At 51.7% G+C, this 16604-nt stretch carries 16 protein-coding genes; 15 read left to right on the top strand and 1 reads right to left on the bottom strand.

What is annotated here, in order from left to right:
* Window positions 1–27: 27 nt before the first annotated feature.
* Window positions 28–1611 (bottom strand): TerC family protein, encoded by a 1584-nt coding sequence (locus FDW92_RS04985; RefSeq protein ID WP_042307443.1) that lies wholly within the window; start codon window positions 1609–1611, stop codon window positions 28–30.
* Window positions 1612–2266: 655 nt separating this feature from the next.
* Here FDW92_RS04985 and FDW92_RS04980 point away from each other — a divergent pair.
* The 15 genes from FDW92_RS04980 to FDW92_RS23170 all read left to right on the top strand — a co-directional run.
* Window positions 2267–3406 (top strand): polysaccharide export protein, encoded by a 1140-nt coding sequence (locus FDW92_RS04980; protein WP_042307444.1) that lies wholly within the window; start codon window positions 2267–2269, stop codon window positions 3404–3406.
* 5 nt (window positions 3407–3411) lie between these two features.
* Window positions 3412–3861 carry a low molecular weight protein-tyrosine-phosphatase Wzb gene (wzb, locus tag FDW92_RS04975; protein ID WP_038641798.1) on the top strand — a complete coding sequence of 150 codons (450 nt, stop codon included), beginning with the start codon at window positions 3412–3414 and terminating at the stop codon, window positions 3859–3861.
* A complete protein-coding gene (gene wzc, locus FDW92_RS04970) occupies window positions 3858–6020 on the top strand; it encodes a tyrosine-protein kinase Wzc (protein ID WP_042307446.1) in 2163 nt (720 codons plus the stop codon). The genes wzb and wzc overlap by 4 nt, the downstream gene beginning before the upstream one ends.
* A gap of 77 nt (window positions 6021–6097) precedes the next feature.
* Window positions 6098–6940 carry a colanic acid biosynthesis glycosyltransferase WcaA gene (wcaA, locus tag FDW92_RS04965; protein WP_042307450.1) on the top strand — a complete coding sequence of 281 codons (843 nt, stop codon included), beginning with the start codon at window positions 6098–6100 and terminating at the stop codon, window positions 6938–6940.
* A gap of 2 nt (window positions 6941–6942) precedes the next feature.
* Window positions 6943–7431, top strand: coding sequence for a colanic acid biosynthesis acetyltransferase WcaB (gene wcaB, locus FDW92_RS04960; RefSeq protein WP_042307452.1), 489 nt, complete (start codon window positions 6943–6945; stop codon window positions 7429–7431).
* Entirely contained in the window at window positions 7428–8645 is a 1218-nt protein-coding gene (gene wcaC / locus FDW92_RS04955) for a colanic acid biosynthesis glycosyltransferase WcaC (protein WP_042307454.1), read from the top strand. Before wcaB ends, wcaC begins: the two co-directional genes overlap by 4 nt.
* Window positions 8620–9837 (top strand): colanic acid polymerase WcaD, encoded by a 1218-nt coding sequence (gene wcaD, locus FDW92_RS04950; RefSeq protein ID WP_042307457.1) that lies wholly within the window; start codon window positions 8620–8622, stop codon window positions 9835–9837. The genes wcaC and wcaD overlap by 26 nt, the downstream gene beginning before the upstream one ends.
* A gap of 5 nt (window positions 9838–9842) precedes the next feature.
* A complete protein-coding gene (wcaE, locus tag FDW92_RS04945) occupies window positions 9843–10589 on the top strand; it encodes a colanic acid biosynthesis glycosyltransferase WcaE (protein ID WP_042307459.1) in 747 nt (248 codons plus the stop codon).
* A gap of 9 nt (window positions 10590–10598) precedes the next feature.
* Window positions 10599–11153, top strand: coding sequence for a colanic acid biosynthesis acetyltransferase WcaF (gene wcaF / locus FDW92_RS04940; RefSeq protein WP_042307461.1), 555 nt, complete (start codon window positions 10599–10601; stop codon window positions 11151–11153).
* Between the two features lie 24 nt (window positions 11154–11177).
* On the top strand, window positions 11178–12299 hold the full coding sequence (gmd, locus tag FDW92_RS04935) for a GDP-mannose 4,6-dehydratase (RefSeq protein WP_038641779.1): 1122 nt from the start codon (window positions 11178–11180) through the stop codon (window positions 12297–12299).
* Window positions 12300–12301: 2 nt separating this feature from the next.
* Entirely contained in the window at window positions 12302–13267 is a 966-nt protein-coding gene (locus tag FDW92_RS04930; RefSeq protein WP_042307463.1) for a GDP-L-fucose synthase, read from the top strand.
* Between the two features lie 2 nt (window positions 13268–13269).
* A complete protein-coding gene (locus tag FDW92_RS04925; protein WP_042307464.1) occupies window positions 13270–13749 on the top strand; it encodes a GDP-mannose mannosyl hydrolase in 480 nt (159 codons plus the stop codon).
* A complete protein-coding gene (wcaI, locus tag FDW92_RS04920; protein ID WP_042307466.1) occupies window positions 13746–14972 on the top strand; it encodes a colanic acid biosynthesis fucosyltransferase WcaI in 1227 nt (408 codons plus the stop codon). The genes FDW92_RS04925 and wcaI overlap by 4 nt, the downstream gene beginning before the upstream one ends.
* Entirely contained in the window at window positions 14972–16408 is a 1437-nt protein-coding gene (gene cpsB / locus FDW92_RS04915; protein WP_042307468.1) for a mannose-1-phosphate guanyltransferase, read from the top strand. Before wcaI ends, cpsB begins: the two co-directional genes overlap by 1 nt.
* A gap of 98 nt (window positions 16409–16506) precedes the next feature.
* Window positions 16507–16604: hypothetical protein (locus FDW92_RS23170; RefSeq protein ID WP_249357157.1), on the top strand; the 98-nt coding region annotated here is incomplete at its 3' end.

Raw genomic sequence — 16604 nt, 5'->3', positions numbered from 1 at the left:
CGGCTGATGCGCCATCCGGCGGGTGATTTACACCTCGTAATCCATCTCTTCTTCACCGTGTAGCGGTATCAACTGGACTTTTTGCACGCGATGGTTTTCCACCTGCAAGGTTTTTAGTCGGTAGTCGCCAACCTGAACTTCCTCTCCGGTTTTCGGAATACGCTGTAAATATTCCATCAAAAGCCCGGCAATGGTGTGATATTCACGTTTTTCATCTAACGGAATAGGGACGTACTGCACCAGATCTTCCAGCGGCATGTGACCGTTAGCCGTCCACGAACCATCGGCATTTTTCTGGATATCATGGCGGGCATCAATCTCTTCTACTTCATTTGGCAGATTACCGGCGATGGTTTCCATCACGTCACTGAGCGTCACGATCCCTTCTACAGAACCAAATTCATCAGCAATAAAAGCGAAGTGCGTGCGGGCATTACGGAACTGCTCCAGCGCCGGAAGCAGCGGCAGTGTTTCCGGGAACACCAGCGGCTGACGAATCAGAACGCGTAAGTCGAGCGGCTCACCGCGCAGAGACTGCTGCAGCAGATCGATGACATGCACTACGCCCAGCAGTTCTTCCTGCTCGTCTTCCCCGGTAACGACCAGACGCGTATGCTGGTTTTTTTCCAGTAAAGCGCGAATTTCTGCTTCGGGTGCGTTGAGATCGACGTGTTCAATGTCGTGGCGTGAGGTCATTATGCTGCTGACGGTACGCTGATTAAGATTCAGTACGCGCTCAATCATCCGCCGTTCCTGAGGCGCAAAAATCTGCCCTTCCTGATGATCCGCCAGCATAGCAGCGGTTTCGGCATCCAGTTCGGCATCTTCTTTTTGACCGCTCAGCAACCTCATCACCGCCTCGGCGGTGCGCTGGCGCAAGGTATGATTAGCTGACAGGAAGCGACGACGGTTAAAGATTGCCAGCTGGTTCAAGGCTTCGATCATCACCGAGAAGCCGATAGCGGCGTACAGATAACCTTTCGGGATGTGGAAACCGAACCCTTCGGCGACAAGGCTGAAGCCAATCATCAGCAGGAAGCTCAGGCACAGAATAACGATGGTTGGATGGCTGTTGACAAAGCGAGTCAACGACTTGCTGGCGAGCACCATCAGGCTGATGGCAATAATCACCGCCGCCATCATCACCGCCAGGTGATCGACCATCCCGACGGCTGTAATGACTGAATCCAGAGAGAATATGGCGTCCAGCACCACTATTTGCGCGACCACCCCCCAGAACTTAGCGCCTTTACGCTGGGTGGGATTGTCGCTGTCTTTTCCTTCCAGCCGTTCGTTTAGCTCCATTGTGGCTTTAAACAACAGGAAGAAACCGCCGAACAGCATGATCAGATCGCGTGCGCTGAAACTGAGGCCGCGAATGCTGAACAGTGGCGTAGTCAGCGTCACCAGCCAGGATATTGATGCCAGCAGCAGCAGTCGCATGACCATTGCCAGCAGGAGCCCGGTAATACGCGCCTTATCCCGCTGGGCAGGAGGGAGTTTCTCCGCGAGGATGGCAATAAAAACAAGATTATCAATGCCAAGAACAAGTTCGATCACGATTAACGTGACGAGTCCGGCCCAGATTGACGGATCGGCAATCCATTCCATAGTAAATGCTATACCCATAGTTGTATGACAATTGTCACAATTCGATCATGGGTAAAACTGGCGGAAAATGCAATGCCGGAAAGGGATTTCTCTAGTGGTTATATCAGGATGCCAGCGGGAAATAGCCGTAATGTAACTACAGGAAATAATTTTCTTTAGCTAATTATATTTAGGAAATATCGCAGGTGGTGTATTTATTTAGCAATGCTGTCAATATCGATAAAATCCTAAAAATATATAAATTATAGCCTTAATATTATTCTTAAAAGCAAGTGAGCGGAGGCTTGTTATCTTGCCTGCTATTCACTTAGCTGCAACAATTCTTCCGGTAATAATCAAAAGATAAATATTTCCTCATCAACAAGTGACGTTATTCCCGATGCGTTGCCGTTCTGAATGTGATGAAAATAAAGGAGAAGATAAAAATTTAAATTAATCAGTGCATTGGTAGCTAATGAAGCCAGGGGCGGTAGCGTGTCTGGCCACCTGAAAACAAGCCTGAATTATTCTGTCAAGAGACCGCAGATGAATCCATTATTTTTAGGATTGATGCCAGTTAAATTCCTTTTCAATTAACGGCAAGGTAAATGTGTACAGGCGAAGCCGCTATTTAGAACGCACGTGATAATTACTCTGCCAAAGTGATAAATAATCAATGATGAACTCCAAACTTAAATTGATACCAGTCCTGGTATCGGTAATCTTGATAAACGGTTGTACCGTGCTTCCGGGCAGCAATATGTCTACGATGGGCAAAGATGTGATTAAACAGCAGGACGCTGATTTTGATATCAACCGGATGGTGAATGTTTATCCACTGACCCCGCGACTGGTCGAGCAATTACGTCCTCGTCCTAATGTTGCGCAGCCTAACATGTCGCTGGAGCAGGAGATTGCAGGATATCAGTATCGGGTCGGTCCGGGCGATGTCCTGAATGTGACCGTCTGGGATCATCCTGAACTTACAACCCCGGCCGGGCAGTATCGTAGCTCAAGCGATACCGGCAACTGGGTGCAGCCGGATGGCACCATGTTTTACCCCTATATTGGCAAAGTCAGCGTGGTGGGAAAAACGTTAGCCGAAATTCGTAGTGATATTACCGGGCGCTTAGCGAAGTACATCGCTGACCCGCAGGTGGACGTTAATATCGCCGCTTTCCGCTCGCAGAAGGCTTATGTCTCCGGGCAGGTGAACAAATCTGGCCAGCAGGCCATCACCAACGTACCGCTTACCATTCTTGATGCCATTAACGCCGCAGGCGGTCTCACCGAGGCGGCTGACTGGCGCAATGTTGTACTGACTCACAAAGGGCAGGAGCAACGTATTTCACTGCAAGCGCTGATGCAAAATGGCGATCTGAGCCAGAACCGTCTGCTCTATCCTGGCGACATTCTGTTTGTTCCGCGTAATGACGATTTGAAAGTCTTCGTGATGGGGGAAGTGAAAAAGCAGAGCACCCTCAAAATGGACTTCAGCGGTATGACGCTCACTGAAGCGCTTGGCAATGCGGAAGGTATCGATCTGACTACCTCCAACGCCAGCGGCATTTTCGTTATTCGTCCGTTGAAAGGCGAAAGCGGGAACAACGGCAAGATCGCGAATATCTATCAGCTTGATATGTCCGATGCGACTTCGCTGGTGATGGCGACGTCATTCCGACTCCAGCCTTACGATGTGGTGTATGTCACGACCGCACCGGTTGCCCGCTGGAACCGTTTGATCAATCAGTTGCTGCCGACCATTAGCGGTGTTCGCTATATGACGGACACGGCCAGCGACCTTCACAACTGGTAATCGTCATGTTTAACAAAATATTAGTTGTCTGTGTGGGGAACATTTGCCGTTCCCCAACGGCGGAACGCTTGTTAAGGAAGTTTCATCCGGCGTTGACGGTCTCTTCTGCGGGTCTCGGGGCGCTGGTGGGTAAAGGTGCGGATCCCTGTGCTATCAGCGTCGCGCAGGCGCACAACCTGTCACTGGAAAATCATTGTGCCCGGCAGATCTCGGGACGCATGTGCCGGGAGTATGACCTGATCCTGACCATGGAAAAACGCCATATCTCAGCCCTGTGCGAAATGGTGCCGGAGATGCGCGGCAAAGTGATGCTCTTTGGTCACTGGGACAGCGAACGCGAAATTCCCGACCCGTACCGTAAAAGTCGGGATGCGTTTGACGCGGTGTACGCATTACTTGAACGGTCTGCCCGCCAATGGGCTCAGGCATTGAACGCGGAGCAGGGAAAACAATGACAGAAAAAGTAAAACAGTCTGCCGCGCCGGTTACGGGCAATGATGAAATCGATATTGGTCGTCTGGTAGGGACAGTGGTGGAAGCTCGCTGGTGGGTACTTGGGATTACCACAGCTTTTGCCGTGTGTGCGGCGGTTTACACGCTGTTTGCCACGCCGATCTACAGTGCGGATGCGCTGGTGCAAATTGAGCAAAATACCGGGAATTCGCTGGTACAGGATATTGGCTCGGCGTTGTCGAATAAACCGCCGGCCTCGGAAGCGGAAATTCAGCTCATTCAGTCACGGCTGGTACTGGGAAAAACGGTAGACGATCTCAATCTGGATATCGCGGTGACGAAAGATACATTTCCGATTTTTGGCGCCGGCTGGGATCGGTTGATGGGGCGTCAGAATGAAACCGTTAATGTCACCACCTTCACGTTGCCAAAGGCGATGAAGGAACAGACCTTTACGCTAAGCGTGCTGAACGACAAAAGTTATCAATTAGTCAGTGATGGGGGATTTAGCGCCCGCGGTCAGGTTGGGCAATTATTGAATCGCGATGGCGTGACGATGCTGGTTGAGGCGATTCATGCCAGCCCTGAGAGCCAATTTACCGTCAGCAAATTTTCCACATTGGGCATGATTAACACCCTGCAAAATAACCTGATGGTGACAGAAACCGGCAAAGATACTGGCGTATTAAGCCTGACTTTTACCGGCGAAGACCGCGAACAAATCCGCCAGATCCTCGACAGTATTACCCGCAACTATCTGCAACAAAACGTAGAGCGTAAGTCAGAAGAGGCCGCTAAAAGTCTGGCGTTTCTGGCAAAACAGTTGCCTGAGGTGCGTAACCGGCTGGACGTTGCTGAAAACAAGCTGAATGCCTTCCGTCAGGATAAAGACTCCGTGGATTTGCCGCTGGAAGCTAAAGCGGTGCTGGACTCCATGGTAAATATCGATGCGCAGCTCAACGAACTGACCTTTAAAGAAGCGGAAATCTCCAAGTTATTCACCAAAGCGCACCCGGCGTATCGCACGTTGCTGGAAAAACGCCAGGCGCTGGAAGATGAGAAAAGCAAGCTGAACGGACGTGTTACTGCAATGCCGAAAACGCAGCAGGAAATTGTCCGGCTGACCCGCGATGTGGAGTCCGGTCAGCAGGTCTATATGCAGCTGTTAAATAAGCAACAGGAACTGAAGATCACCGAGGCGAGTACGGTCGGAGATGTACGCATCGTCGATCCCGCGATTGCCCAGCCAGGCGTGCTGAAGCCGAAAAAGGCGTTGATTATTCTCGGTAGCATTATTCTTGGTTTGATGCTTTCAATGGTGGGCGTATTGCTGCGTTCCCTGTTTAATCGCGGCATTGAAAGCCCGCAGGCGCTGGAAGAGCATGGCATCAGCGTGTATGCCAGCATCCCGCTTTCAGAATGGCAAAAAGCGCGTGATAACGTTCAGACCATTAAAGGTGTGAAGCGCTACAAACAAAGCCAGTTACTGGCGGTGGGGAATCCAACGGATCTCGCCATAGAAGCGGTCCGCAGCCTGCGTACCAGTTTGCACTTCGCCATGATGCAGGCGCGCAACAACGTGTTGATGCTGACCGGCGTCAGCCCGTCGATAGGTAAAACATTTGTCTGCGCTAACCTGGCGGCGGTCATTAGCCAGACTCATAAACGCGTGCTGTTGATCGACTGCGACATGCGCAAAGGCTATACCCACGAACTGCTGGGGACCAATAACGTCAACGGTCTGTCCGAGCTCCTCGTCGGTAAGGGAGATATTACCTCCTGCGCGAAACCGACCTCCATTGCGAATTTTGATCTGATCCCTCGCGGACAAATCCCTCCTAACCCTTCAGAGCTTCTGATGAGTGAACGCTTTGGCGAACTGATTACGTGGGCCAGCGAGCACTATGACCTGGTGCTGATAGATACCCCGCCAATACTGGCGGTGACCGATGCGGCGATTGTTGGCCGCCATGTCGGCACCACGCTGATGGTGGCGCGTTATGCGGTCAATACGCTGAAAGAGGTGGAAACCAGCCTGAGTCGGTTTGAGCAAAATGGCATTCAGGTGAAGGGGGTGATCCTGAACTCTATCTTCCGCCGTGCCAGTGGGTATCAGGATTACGGTTACTACGAATACGAGTACACGTCGGATTCGAAATAGATAACGAACAGCAACGCATATCGAATGTAGGCCTGATAAGCGTAGCGCCATCAGGCAACTTTATTTGGGAAACGAAAATGACGACAGAAAACCCACTAATTTCAATTTACATGCCAACCTGGAATCGCCAACAGCTGGCCATTCGGGCGATTAAATCGGTGTTGCGTCAGGACTATCCTCACTGGGAGATGATCATTGTTGATGACTGTTCTTCCTCGTATGAGCAATTGCAGCAGTTCGTTGAGGAACTCAACGACCCACGCGTGTGCTATACGCATAACGCGACGAACTCCGGGGCCTGTGCGGTGCGCAATCAGGCCATCATGCAGGCCAGTGGGCAATATATTACGGGTATTGATGATGATGATGAATGGACGCCGAATCGCCTGAGCGTGTTTCTGCAACATCGTCATCAACTGGTCACGCACGCGTTTCTGTACGCCAATGATTATGTTTGCGAAGGCGAAGTGTATTCGCAACCAACCAGTCTGCCGCTCTATCCGAAGTCAGTTTACTCCAGACGCAAGTTTTATAAGCGCAATATTATTGGTAATCAGGTGTTTACATGGGCATGGCGTTTTAAAGCATGCCTGTTCGATACCACACTGAAAGCCGCGCAGGATTACGACATTTTCCTCAGGATGGTGGTGGCGTACGGCAAACCGTGGAAGGTCAAAGAGGCGACGCAGATCCTGCATGTTAACCATGGTGAGATGCGCATTACCTCATCACCGCATAAATTCTCCGGCTACTTTCAGTTCTATCGCAAGCACAAAGGTAAATTTGACCGGGCGAGTAAGAAATATCAGCTGTTTACGCTCTACCAGATCCGCAATAAACGAATGAACTGGCGCACGCTGCTGACGTTGCTTTCGATTCGCAACAGTAAGCGTCTGGCCGACGGACTGCGAGGACGCTAAGTATGCTGGAAGATTTACGCGCGAACGGCTGGAGTCTGCGCCCCTGCTGCATGGTAGTGGCCTATCGGATTGCCCATTTTTGCTCCGTCTGGCGTAAAAAAAATATCGTGAACAACCTGTGGGCTGCGCCGGTGCTGGTGCTGTATCGCCTGATCACTGAATGCCTGTTTGGTTATGAAATTCAGGCCGCTGCATCTATCGGTCGTCGTTTGACCATCCATCATGGTTATGGCGTGGTGATCAATAAACACGTGGTGGCAGGGGACGATTTAACCCTGCGCCACGGTGTCACCATTGGCAATCTTGGCGACAAAGATCTGTCCTGTCCGGTCATCGGTAACGGTGTCGAGCTGGGGGCTAACGTCACTGTGCTCGGCAATGTCGCTATCGGCGATAACGTGACCATTGGCGCCGGGAGCGTGGTGGTGGATAGCATCCCTGACAACACGCTGGTGGTGGGCGAGAAAGCACGAGTGAAGGTAACAAAATGAATATCTTACAATTTAATGTGCGACTCGCAGAAGGTGGAGCGGCAGGCGTAGCCTTAGATCTGCATCTTCGCGCGCTGGAGAAAGGACTGTCGTCGCGCTTTGTGTACGGCTATGGCAAAGGCGGCAAGAAAAGCGCCAGCCACAGGGATTATCCGCATGTTATCAAACATACGCCGCGTCTGACATCGGTGGCGAATATTGCGCTATTTCGTTTCGCTAACCGCGATCTGTTCGGCAATCTCAATAATTTATACCGTACGGTGACCCGCACTTCCGGCCCGCTGGTGCTGCATTTTCATGTGCTGCACAGCTACTGGTTGAATCTGGAAGAGGTGGTGGCCTTTTGCCAAAAGGTGAAGGCGCATAAACCGGACATCACCTTTGTCTGGACGTTGCATGATCACTGGAGCGTGACCGGACGCTGTGCTTTCACCGATGGTTGCGAAAGCTGGAAAACGGGCTGCCAGAAATGCCCGACGCTGAGTAACTATCCGCCGGTAAAAATTGACAAAGCCCATCAGCAATTGCCCGGAAAACGGCAGATGTTTCGCGACATGTTAGCGCTTGGCTGCCAGTTTATCTCTCCCAGCCAGCATGTGGCCGACGCGTTCAACAGCCTGTATGGCGTGGGGCGCTGCCGCATTATTAACAACGGTATTGATGTGGCAACCGAAGCCATTCTTGCCGACCTGCCCGCCAAATATGAGCCACACGGCAGACCGAAAATCGCTGTAGTGGCTCATGACCTGCGCTATGACGGTAAAACCAATCAGCAGCTGGTGCAGGAGTTGATGGCGTTGGGAGAAAAAATTGAGCTGCATACCTTCGGCAAATTTTCGCCCTTTGTTGGCGATAACGTTATCAATCATGGCTTCGAAAGCGATAAGCGAACGTTGATGAATGCGCTTAACGAGATGGATGGACTGGTGTTCAGCTCCCGCGTTGATAATTACCCGCTGATTCTGTGCGAAGCGCTTTCCATCGGCGTACCGGTGATTGCTACGCACAGCGAGGCTGCACGGGAGGTGCTGGCGAAAGCGGGCGGTAAAACGTTCAGTGAAGCGGATGTACTGCGGCTGGTACAACTGAAAAAATCAGACATCGCGCAGGCGGTATTCGACACGTCGCTTGCCGAGTTCAGCCAGCGCAGCCGGGTGGCATACAGTGGGCAACAGATGCTGGAGGAATATGTCTCGTTCTATCAGAATCTGTAGCTATCTGCTGCTACCGCTGCTTTATCTGCTGGTTAACGTCAAACTTGCCCAGCTTGGCGAGAGCTTCCCAATAACGATTGTCACATTCTTGCCCGTTCTGCTGTTGCTGTTTGTCGAGCGCATCAATATTAAAAAATTAATGATAGCGCTGGGCGTGGGGGGAGGATTGACGGCGTTTAACTACCTGTTCGGTCAATCGCTGGATGCCAGTAAGTACGTCACGTCCGCGATGCTGTTTGTCTATACCGTGGTGATTATTGGCATGGTGTGGAGCATTCGCTTCAAAACCATTTCGCCGCATAACTACATTAAGATCCTGCGCTTTTTCTGGCTGGTCGTTGGGCTGGTAGTGGGGTTAGCGGCAGTTGAAATGGCACAGATCATTCTCAGCGGCGGTAGCAGTTTAATGGAAGTTATTTCGAAATATCTTATTTACAGTAACAGCTATGTTCTGAACTTTATTAAGTTTGGCGGAAAACGCACCACCGCACTTTATTTCGAACCGGCATTCTTCGCTCTGGCGTTAATCTCAATTTGGCTCAGTATCAAACAGTTTGGTATCAAAACGCCTAAGTCCGATGCTATGATTCTGGCAGGGATAATATTATCAGGATCGTTTTCAGGGGTAATGACGTTTATTTTGTTTTATCTCCTGGAGTGGGCGTTCCAGTACCTGAATAAGGATGCGATAAAAAAGAAGTTGCCGCTGGCGATAATCTCATTAAGCGTGTTTTTAGTCGGTGTGATATTCGCGTTTCCGTACATCGCAACGCGCCTTGGAGATTTAGGAACCGAGGGTTCATCATCGTATTATCGAATCGTAGGTCCGTTAGTAATGGTCGGTTATTCGCTAATGCATGTTGATGGTGTAGTAAGATTCGGTTCGCTTTATGAATATGTCGCGTCATTCGGAATTTTTAACGGTGCGGATGTGGGTAAAACGATAGACAATGGTTTGTATCTGCTGATTATTTATTTTTCATGGTTCGCCGTGATATTAACCCTGTGGTACATGGGGAAAGTTATCAAGATGATGATCACTGCTTTTGGTGATAATCAGAATTTTCGGGTGCAGCTTTATCTTTTTACGCCGCTGTCGCTGTTTTTTACAGGGTCAGTATTTAGTCCGGAATACGCTTTTTTAATTGTATGTCCGTTTATTTTGCGCAAGGCGCTGAATATCGCGAGGTAAATCACATGCTGCTCAGTATTATTACCGTCGCCTTTCGCAATCTGGAAGGGATCGTCAAAACTCACGCCTCGCTGGCACAGCTGGCGCAGGCAGGCGATATCAGTTTTGAGTGGATTGTTGTCGATGGGGGCTCCTCTGACGGTACGTCGGCGTTTCTTGAAGGACTCGGTGGAGAGCACCGGTTACGGTTTGTCAGTGAGCCGGATAACGGCATTTATGATGCGATGAACAAAGGCATTGCGATGGCGCGCGGGCGGTTTGCACTGTTCCTCAATTCCGGCGATATTCTGCATGCCGATGCGGCCCAGTTTATCCGCCAGCTAAAAACGCAGAGCGATAAAGCCATGGTGATCGGCGACGCGTTGCTGGATTTTGGCAATGGCAACAAAATTAAGCGCCGGGCAAAGCCGGGTTGGTATATTTATCACAGCCTGCCCGCCAGTCATCAGGCCATCTTTTTTCCGCTCTCCGGACTCAATATCTGGCGTTATGATCTGCAATATAAAATATCGTCCGATTACGCGCTGGCTGCCAGGCTATATAAATCTGGTTACGCTTTCAAAAAACTGGACGGGCTGGTGTCCGAGTTTTCGATGGGCGGGGTGTCAACGACGAATAATCTGGAATTATGCCGCGATGCAAAAAAAGTGCAGCGGCAGATATTACATATGCCAAGTTTTTTCACTGGGGTTTCTGAATATTTACGGTTGCGTACAACCGGTAAAACCAAAACCTTATATGGCAAAACGTAAGGGCACATTATGCAAGATTTAAGCGGTTTTAACGTGCCGAAAGGTTTTCGCGGTGGCGGCGTCATTAAAGTGCAATTATGGTGGGCGGTACAGGCAACACTATTTCGCTGGTCACCCCAGGTAATGTATCGCTGGCGTGCGTTTTTATTACGAATGTTCGGCGCGAAAATAGGAAAAAACGTAGTTATTCGACCTTCAGTAAAAATTACTTATCCGTGGAAATTAACCCTGGGAGATTATGCCTGGGTGGGCGATGACGCGGTTTTATACACGTTAGGTAATATTACGATTGGCGCCCATGCGGTTATTTCGCAGAAAAGTTATTTATGCACCGGAAGTCATGATTACGCCAGCCAATATTTTGATATTAACGCCACACCGATTGTGGTTGGCGATAAATGCTGGCTGGCGACAGATGTCTTTGTCGCGCCAGGCGTGACGATTGGCGATGGCACCGTCGTTGGAGCACGAAGCAGCGTATTTAAATCGCTGCCAGCAAATGTCGTTTGTCGGGGAAACCCCGCAGTAGTCACGCGCGAACGCGTTGAGAAAGTTACTCCCTGAGGGGATCATTGAAGAGGTAATAACATGTCAAAAGTCGCTCTCATCACTGGCGTAACCGGGCAGGATGGTTCTTACCTGGCAGAATTCCTGCTGGAAAAAGGGTATGAAGTACACGGCATTAAGCGTCGCGCTTCATCATTCAACACCGAACGTGTGGACCATATCTACCAGGATCCACATTCAAGCAACCCCAAATTCCATCTGCACTATGGCGATTTGACGGATTCATCCAACCTGACCCGTATTTTAAAAGAGGTCCAACCGGACGAGGTCTATAACCTGGGCGCCATGAGTCACGTCGCGGTGTCGTTTGACTCACCGGAATACACCGCGGACGTCGATGCAATTGGTACGTTGCGTTTGCTGGAGGCTATCCGCTTCCTCGGTCTGGAAAAGAAGACCCGTTTCTATCAGGCCTCCACCTCAGAACTGTACGGCCTGGTGCAGGAAATTCCGCAGAAAGAGACCACGCCGTTCTACCCGCGCTCGCCCTATGCGGTAGCTAAGCTTTACGCCTACTGGATTACCGTTAACTACCGTGAATCCTACGGTATGTATGCCTGTAACGGCATTTTGTTTAACCACGAATCTCCACGCCGTGGTGAAACTTTCGTCACCCGTAAAATCACCCGCGCCATTGCCAACATCGCTCAGGGCCTGGAGTCGTGCCTGTACCTGGGCAACATGGATTCGCTGCGTGACTGGGGGCATGCCAAAGATTACGTCAGGATGCAGTGGATGATGCTGCAGCAGGATCAGCCGGAAGATTTCGTCATTGCCACCGGCGTGCAGTATTCCGTGCGTCAGTTTGTAGAAATGGCGGCGGCGCAACTGGGTATCAAACTGCGTTTTGAAGGTGAGGGCGTGAATGAAAAAGGCATTGTGGTTTCCGTGACCGGACACGATGCGCCAGGCGTGAAACCTGGGGACGTGATAATCGCCGTCGATCCACGCTATTTCCGTCCGGCAGAAGTAGAAACGCTGCTGGGCGACCCGGCCAGAGCGCATGAAAAACTCGGCTGGAAACCGGAGATTACGCTGCGCCAGATGATCTCTGAAATGGTCGCTAACGACCTTGAAGCAGCGAAGAAACATTCCCTGCTGAAGTCGCACGGTTACGAGGTTGCCATCGCGCTGGAGTACTGAGGATGAATAGACAACGTATTTTTGTGGCAGGCCATCGCGGGATGGTGGGGTCCGCCATCGTAAGACAGCTGGCCCAACGAGATAATGTTGAACTGGTGCTGCGTACCCGAGATGAGCTTAACCTGCTGGACGGAGACGCGGTGCGTCAGTTCTTCGCCGCTGAACGTATTGACCAGGTGTACCTGGCGGCGGCAAAAGTGGGGGGAATTGTAGCCAATAACACTTATCCCGCTGATTTTATTTACGAAAATATGATGATTGAGAGCAACATTATTCATGCGGCGCATCTGCATAACGTGAATAAACTGCTGTTTCTCGGATCATCGTGTATTTATCCCAAACATGCTACCCAGCCAATAGCCGAAAGCGAACTCTTGCAGGGGCAACTGGAGCCGACCAATGAACCGTATGCGATTGCCAAAATAGCCGGCATCAAGCTGTGTGAATCGTATAACCGTCAGTATGGCCGTGATTATCGCTCGGTGATGCCGACGAATTTGTACGGGCCGCATGACAACTTTCATCCAAGCAATTCGCATGTGATCCCGGCGCTGCTGCGCCGCTTTCACGAAGCCTGCGAGCAAAATGCGCCGGATGTGGTGGTGTGGGGAAGCGGTACGCCGATGCGCGAGTTTCTGCATGTGGATGATATGGCGGCGGCCAGTATCCACGTAATGGAGCTGGCTCATGAAGTCTGGCAGGAATATACCCAGCCGATGCTGTCGCACATCAATGTGGGTACCGGCGTGGACTGCACCATCCGTGAGCTGGCCCAGACCATCGCCAAGGTCGTGGGTTATAAGGGACGCGTGGTGTTTGACGCCAGTAAACCGGACGGGACGCCGCGTAAATTGCTCGACGTTACGCGTTTGCATCAGTTGGGCTGGTATCACGAGATATCACTTGAGGCAGGGCTTGCCAGCACCTGGCAGTGGTTCCTTGAAAACCAGCAGAGTTATCGGGGGTAAGCATGTTTTTACGTCATGAGGATTTTGCCACCGTTGTACGTTCAACCCCGCTGATTTCTATCGATTTGATCGTGGAAAATGCCGAGGGAGAGTTTCTGCTCGGTAAGCGTCTCAATCGTCCGGCGCAGGGCTACTGGTTCGTTCCCGGCGGTCGTGTGCAAAAAGATGAATCGCTCCACGCGGCTTTTGAACGGCTGACTGAAGCTGAGTTGGGGGTGCGTCTACCGCTGTCCGCCGCTGAGTTTTATGGTGTCTGGCAGCACTTCTATGACGACAACTTTTCCGGGGATGATTTCTCAACGCATTACATCGTGCTGGGATTTCGTCTGCGTGTATTAGAAAACGACCTGCAACTGCCTGAGGCCCAACATGATGCCTACCGCTGGCTGGCGGTAACGCAAATTCTGGCCAGTGACAGCGTACACGCCAACAGCCGGGCTTACTTCTGCCCGGCAAGCCAGACCGGAGTGCCTGGGCTATGAAGATCCTGGTGTATGGCATCAACTACTCGCCGGAGCTGACCGGTATCGGCAAATACACCGGTGAAATGGTGGAGTGGATGGCGCAACAAGGTCATGACGTTCGGGTGATCACCGCGCCGCCTTATTATCCGCAATGGAAAGTTAATGGTCGCTATTCATCCTGGCGCTATCGTCGCGAGGAGGGGGATGCCACTGTCTGGCGTTGTCCGCTGTATGTGCCTGAGCAACCCTCAACGCTCAAGCGCCTGCTGCATTTGGGCAGTTTCGCCCTGAGCAGTTTCTTCCCGCTGCTGGCGCAACGTCGCTGGAAGCCGGATCGCATCATCGGCGTGGTGCCGACGCTGTTTTGTACGCCGGGTATGCGCTTGCTGTCAAAACTCAGCGGCGCACGCACGCTGCTCCACATTCAGGATTATGAAGTCGATGCCATGTTGGGACTTGGCATGGCGGGCAAAGGTAAGCGCGGTATGGTGGCGAAACTGGCCAGCGCATTTGAACGCAGTGGTTTGCACAACATGGACAATATTTCGACGATTTCCCGTTCCATGATGTACAAAGCCATGGAAAAAGGCGTTGCGCCACGCAAGGTTATTTTCTTTCCCAACTGGTCGGAAGTGGCGCGCTTTCGTGACGTGACCGACGCCGATGCTTTGGCGTTGCGCCAGAAACTGGGATTGCCCGCAGATCAAAAAATCATTCTCTACTCGGGCAATATCGGTGAAAAGCAGGGGCTGGAGAGCGTTATCGAGGCGGCGACCCAGTTGAGTGAGCAACCCTGGCTGTTTGCGATCGTCGGGCAGGGCGGGGGCAAAGCGCGGCTGGAGACCATGGCCAGCGAACGCGACCTGCGTAACGTAATGTTCTTTCCGCTGCAATCTTATGACACGCTGCCTGCGCTGCTCAAGCTCGCGGACTGTCATCTGGTCGTACAAAAGCGCGGCGCGGCGGATGCGGTACTGCCGTCCAAACTGACTAATATTCTCGCCGTTGGCGGTAACGCGGTGATTACCGCCGAACCTGAGACCGAGTTGGGTCAGTTGTGTAACGCTCACCCAGGCATCGCGGTGTGTGTCGAGCCTGAATCAGTGAATGCGCTGGTTGGCGGGATACAACAGGCGCTAACCATGCCAAAAGTTAACACGGTGGCACGTGAGTATGCCGAACGCACGTTGGATAAAGAAAACGTGCTGAGTCAATTTATTGCTGATATTCGGGGTACATGATGAGTCAAAACAAACTCTTTCCGGTAGTGATGGCCGGTGGCTCGGGGAGCCGTTTATGGCCGCTGTCTCGCGTACTGTATCCAAAGCAGTTCCTGTGTCTGAAAGGCGATCTCACCATGTTGCAGACGACGATTTGCCGTCTGAACGGTGTGGAGTGCGAAAGTCCGGTGGTTATCTGCAATGAACAACACCGTTTTATCGTTGCGGAACAGTTACGGCAACTGCACAAACTGACCGAGAACATTATTCTCGAACCTGCCGGACGCAACACGGCGCCGGCGATAGCGCTGGCTGCGCTGGCGGCAAAACGTCAGTGTCCGGGGGACGATCCGCTGCTGCTGGTACTGGCGGCGGATCACATGATTGCCGACGAAGAGGCATTTCGCGAAGCGGTTCGCAATGCGATGCCGTATGCCAGCGCGGGTAAACTGGTGACGTTTGGTATCGTTCCGGACCAGCCGGAGACCGGCTATGGCTATATCCGTCGAGGCGAGGTTTCACCGTCGAATACTGACGCGGTGGCTTTTGAGGTGGCGCAGTTTGTTGAAAAACCTAATCTGGAAACCGCACAGGCATATGTGGCAAGCGGCGACTACTACTGGAACAGCGGTATGTTCCTGTTCCGGGCCGGTCGTTACCTGGAGGAACTGAAAAAGTATCGTCCCGACATCCTTAAGTCCTGTGAGAATGCCATGAGTACCGTCGATCCCGATCTCGATTTTATTCGCGTTGATGAACAGGCGTTTCTCGCCTGCCCGGAAGAGTCTGTGGATTATGCGGTAATGGAACGTACGGCCGATGCGGTGGTGATGCCCATGAACGCAGGCTGGAGCGATGTCGGCTCCTGGTCATCGCTGTGGGAAATCAGCGCCCATACTGCCGAAGGTAATGTGCATCACGGCGACGTCATTAGCCACAAAACGGAAAACAGCTACGTCTATGCCGAATCCGGGCTGGTGACGACCGTTGGGGTGAAAGATCTGGTGGTGGTGCAGACCAAAGATGCGGTACTGATTGCCGATCGCAACGCAGTACAGGATGTCAAAAAAGTGGTGGAGCAAATTAAAGCTGATGGACGCCATGAACACCACATTCACCGCGAAGTTTATCGTCCGTGGGGCAAGTATGACTCCATTGATGCCGGAGACCGTTACCAGGTCAAGCGAATTACCGTCAAGCCTGGCGAGGGATTGTCCGTGCAGATGCATCATCATCGCGCTGAGCACTGGGTTGTCGTCGCTGGCACCGCGAAAGTGACAATTAATGATGATATCAAACTGCTCGCTGAAAACGAGTCTGTCTATATTCCTCTCGGGGCAACCCACTGTCTGGAGAACCCCGGGAAAATTCCGCTCGATCTGATTGAAGTACGCTCCGGATCTTACCTCGATGAGGATGATGTGGTGCGGTTTGCGGACAGATACGGGCGCGCCTGATGCCTGATGCGCTGATGCGCACCAGGCAATGCATTTAACACTCATTAAAAAGGCTCATTAAGAGTCAGGGCCTCCTGTTGCCTGAAAAAGGGTAAATCATGACAAAACTGACCTGTTTTAAAGCGTATGACATCCGCGGCCGACTGGGCGAAGAGTTAAATGAAGAGATTGCGTGGCGCATTGGCCGCGCTTACGG

The sequence above is a fragment of the Citrobacter sp. wls706 genome (genome assembly GCF_005281305.1).
GTDB classification, from domain to species: Bacteria; Pseudomonadota; Gammaproteobacteria; order Enterobacterales; family Enterobacteriaceae; genus Citrobacter; species Citrobacter werkmanii.
Note: the sequence above shows the minus strand (reverse complement) of the source record. Positions and strands in the feature narration are given on the sequence as shown.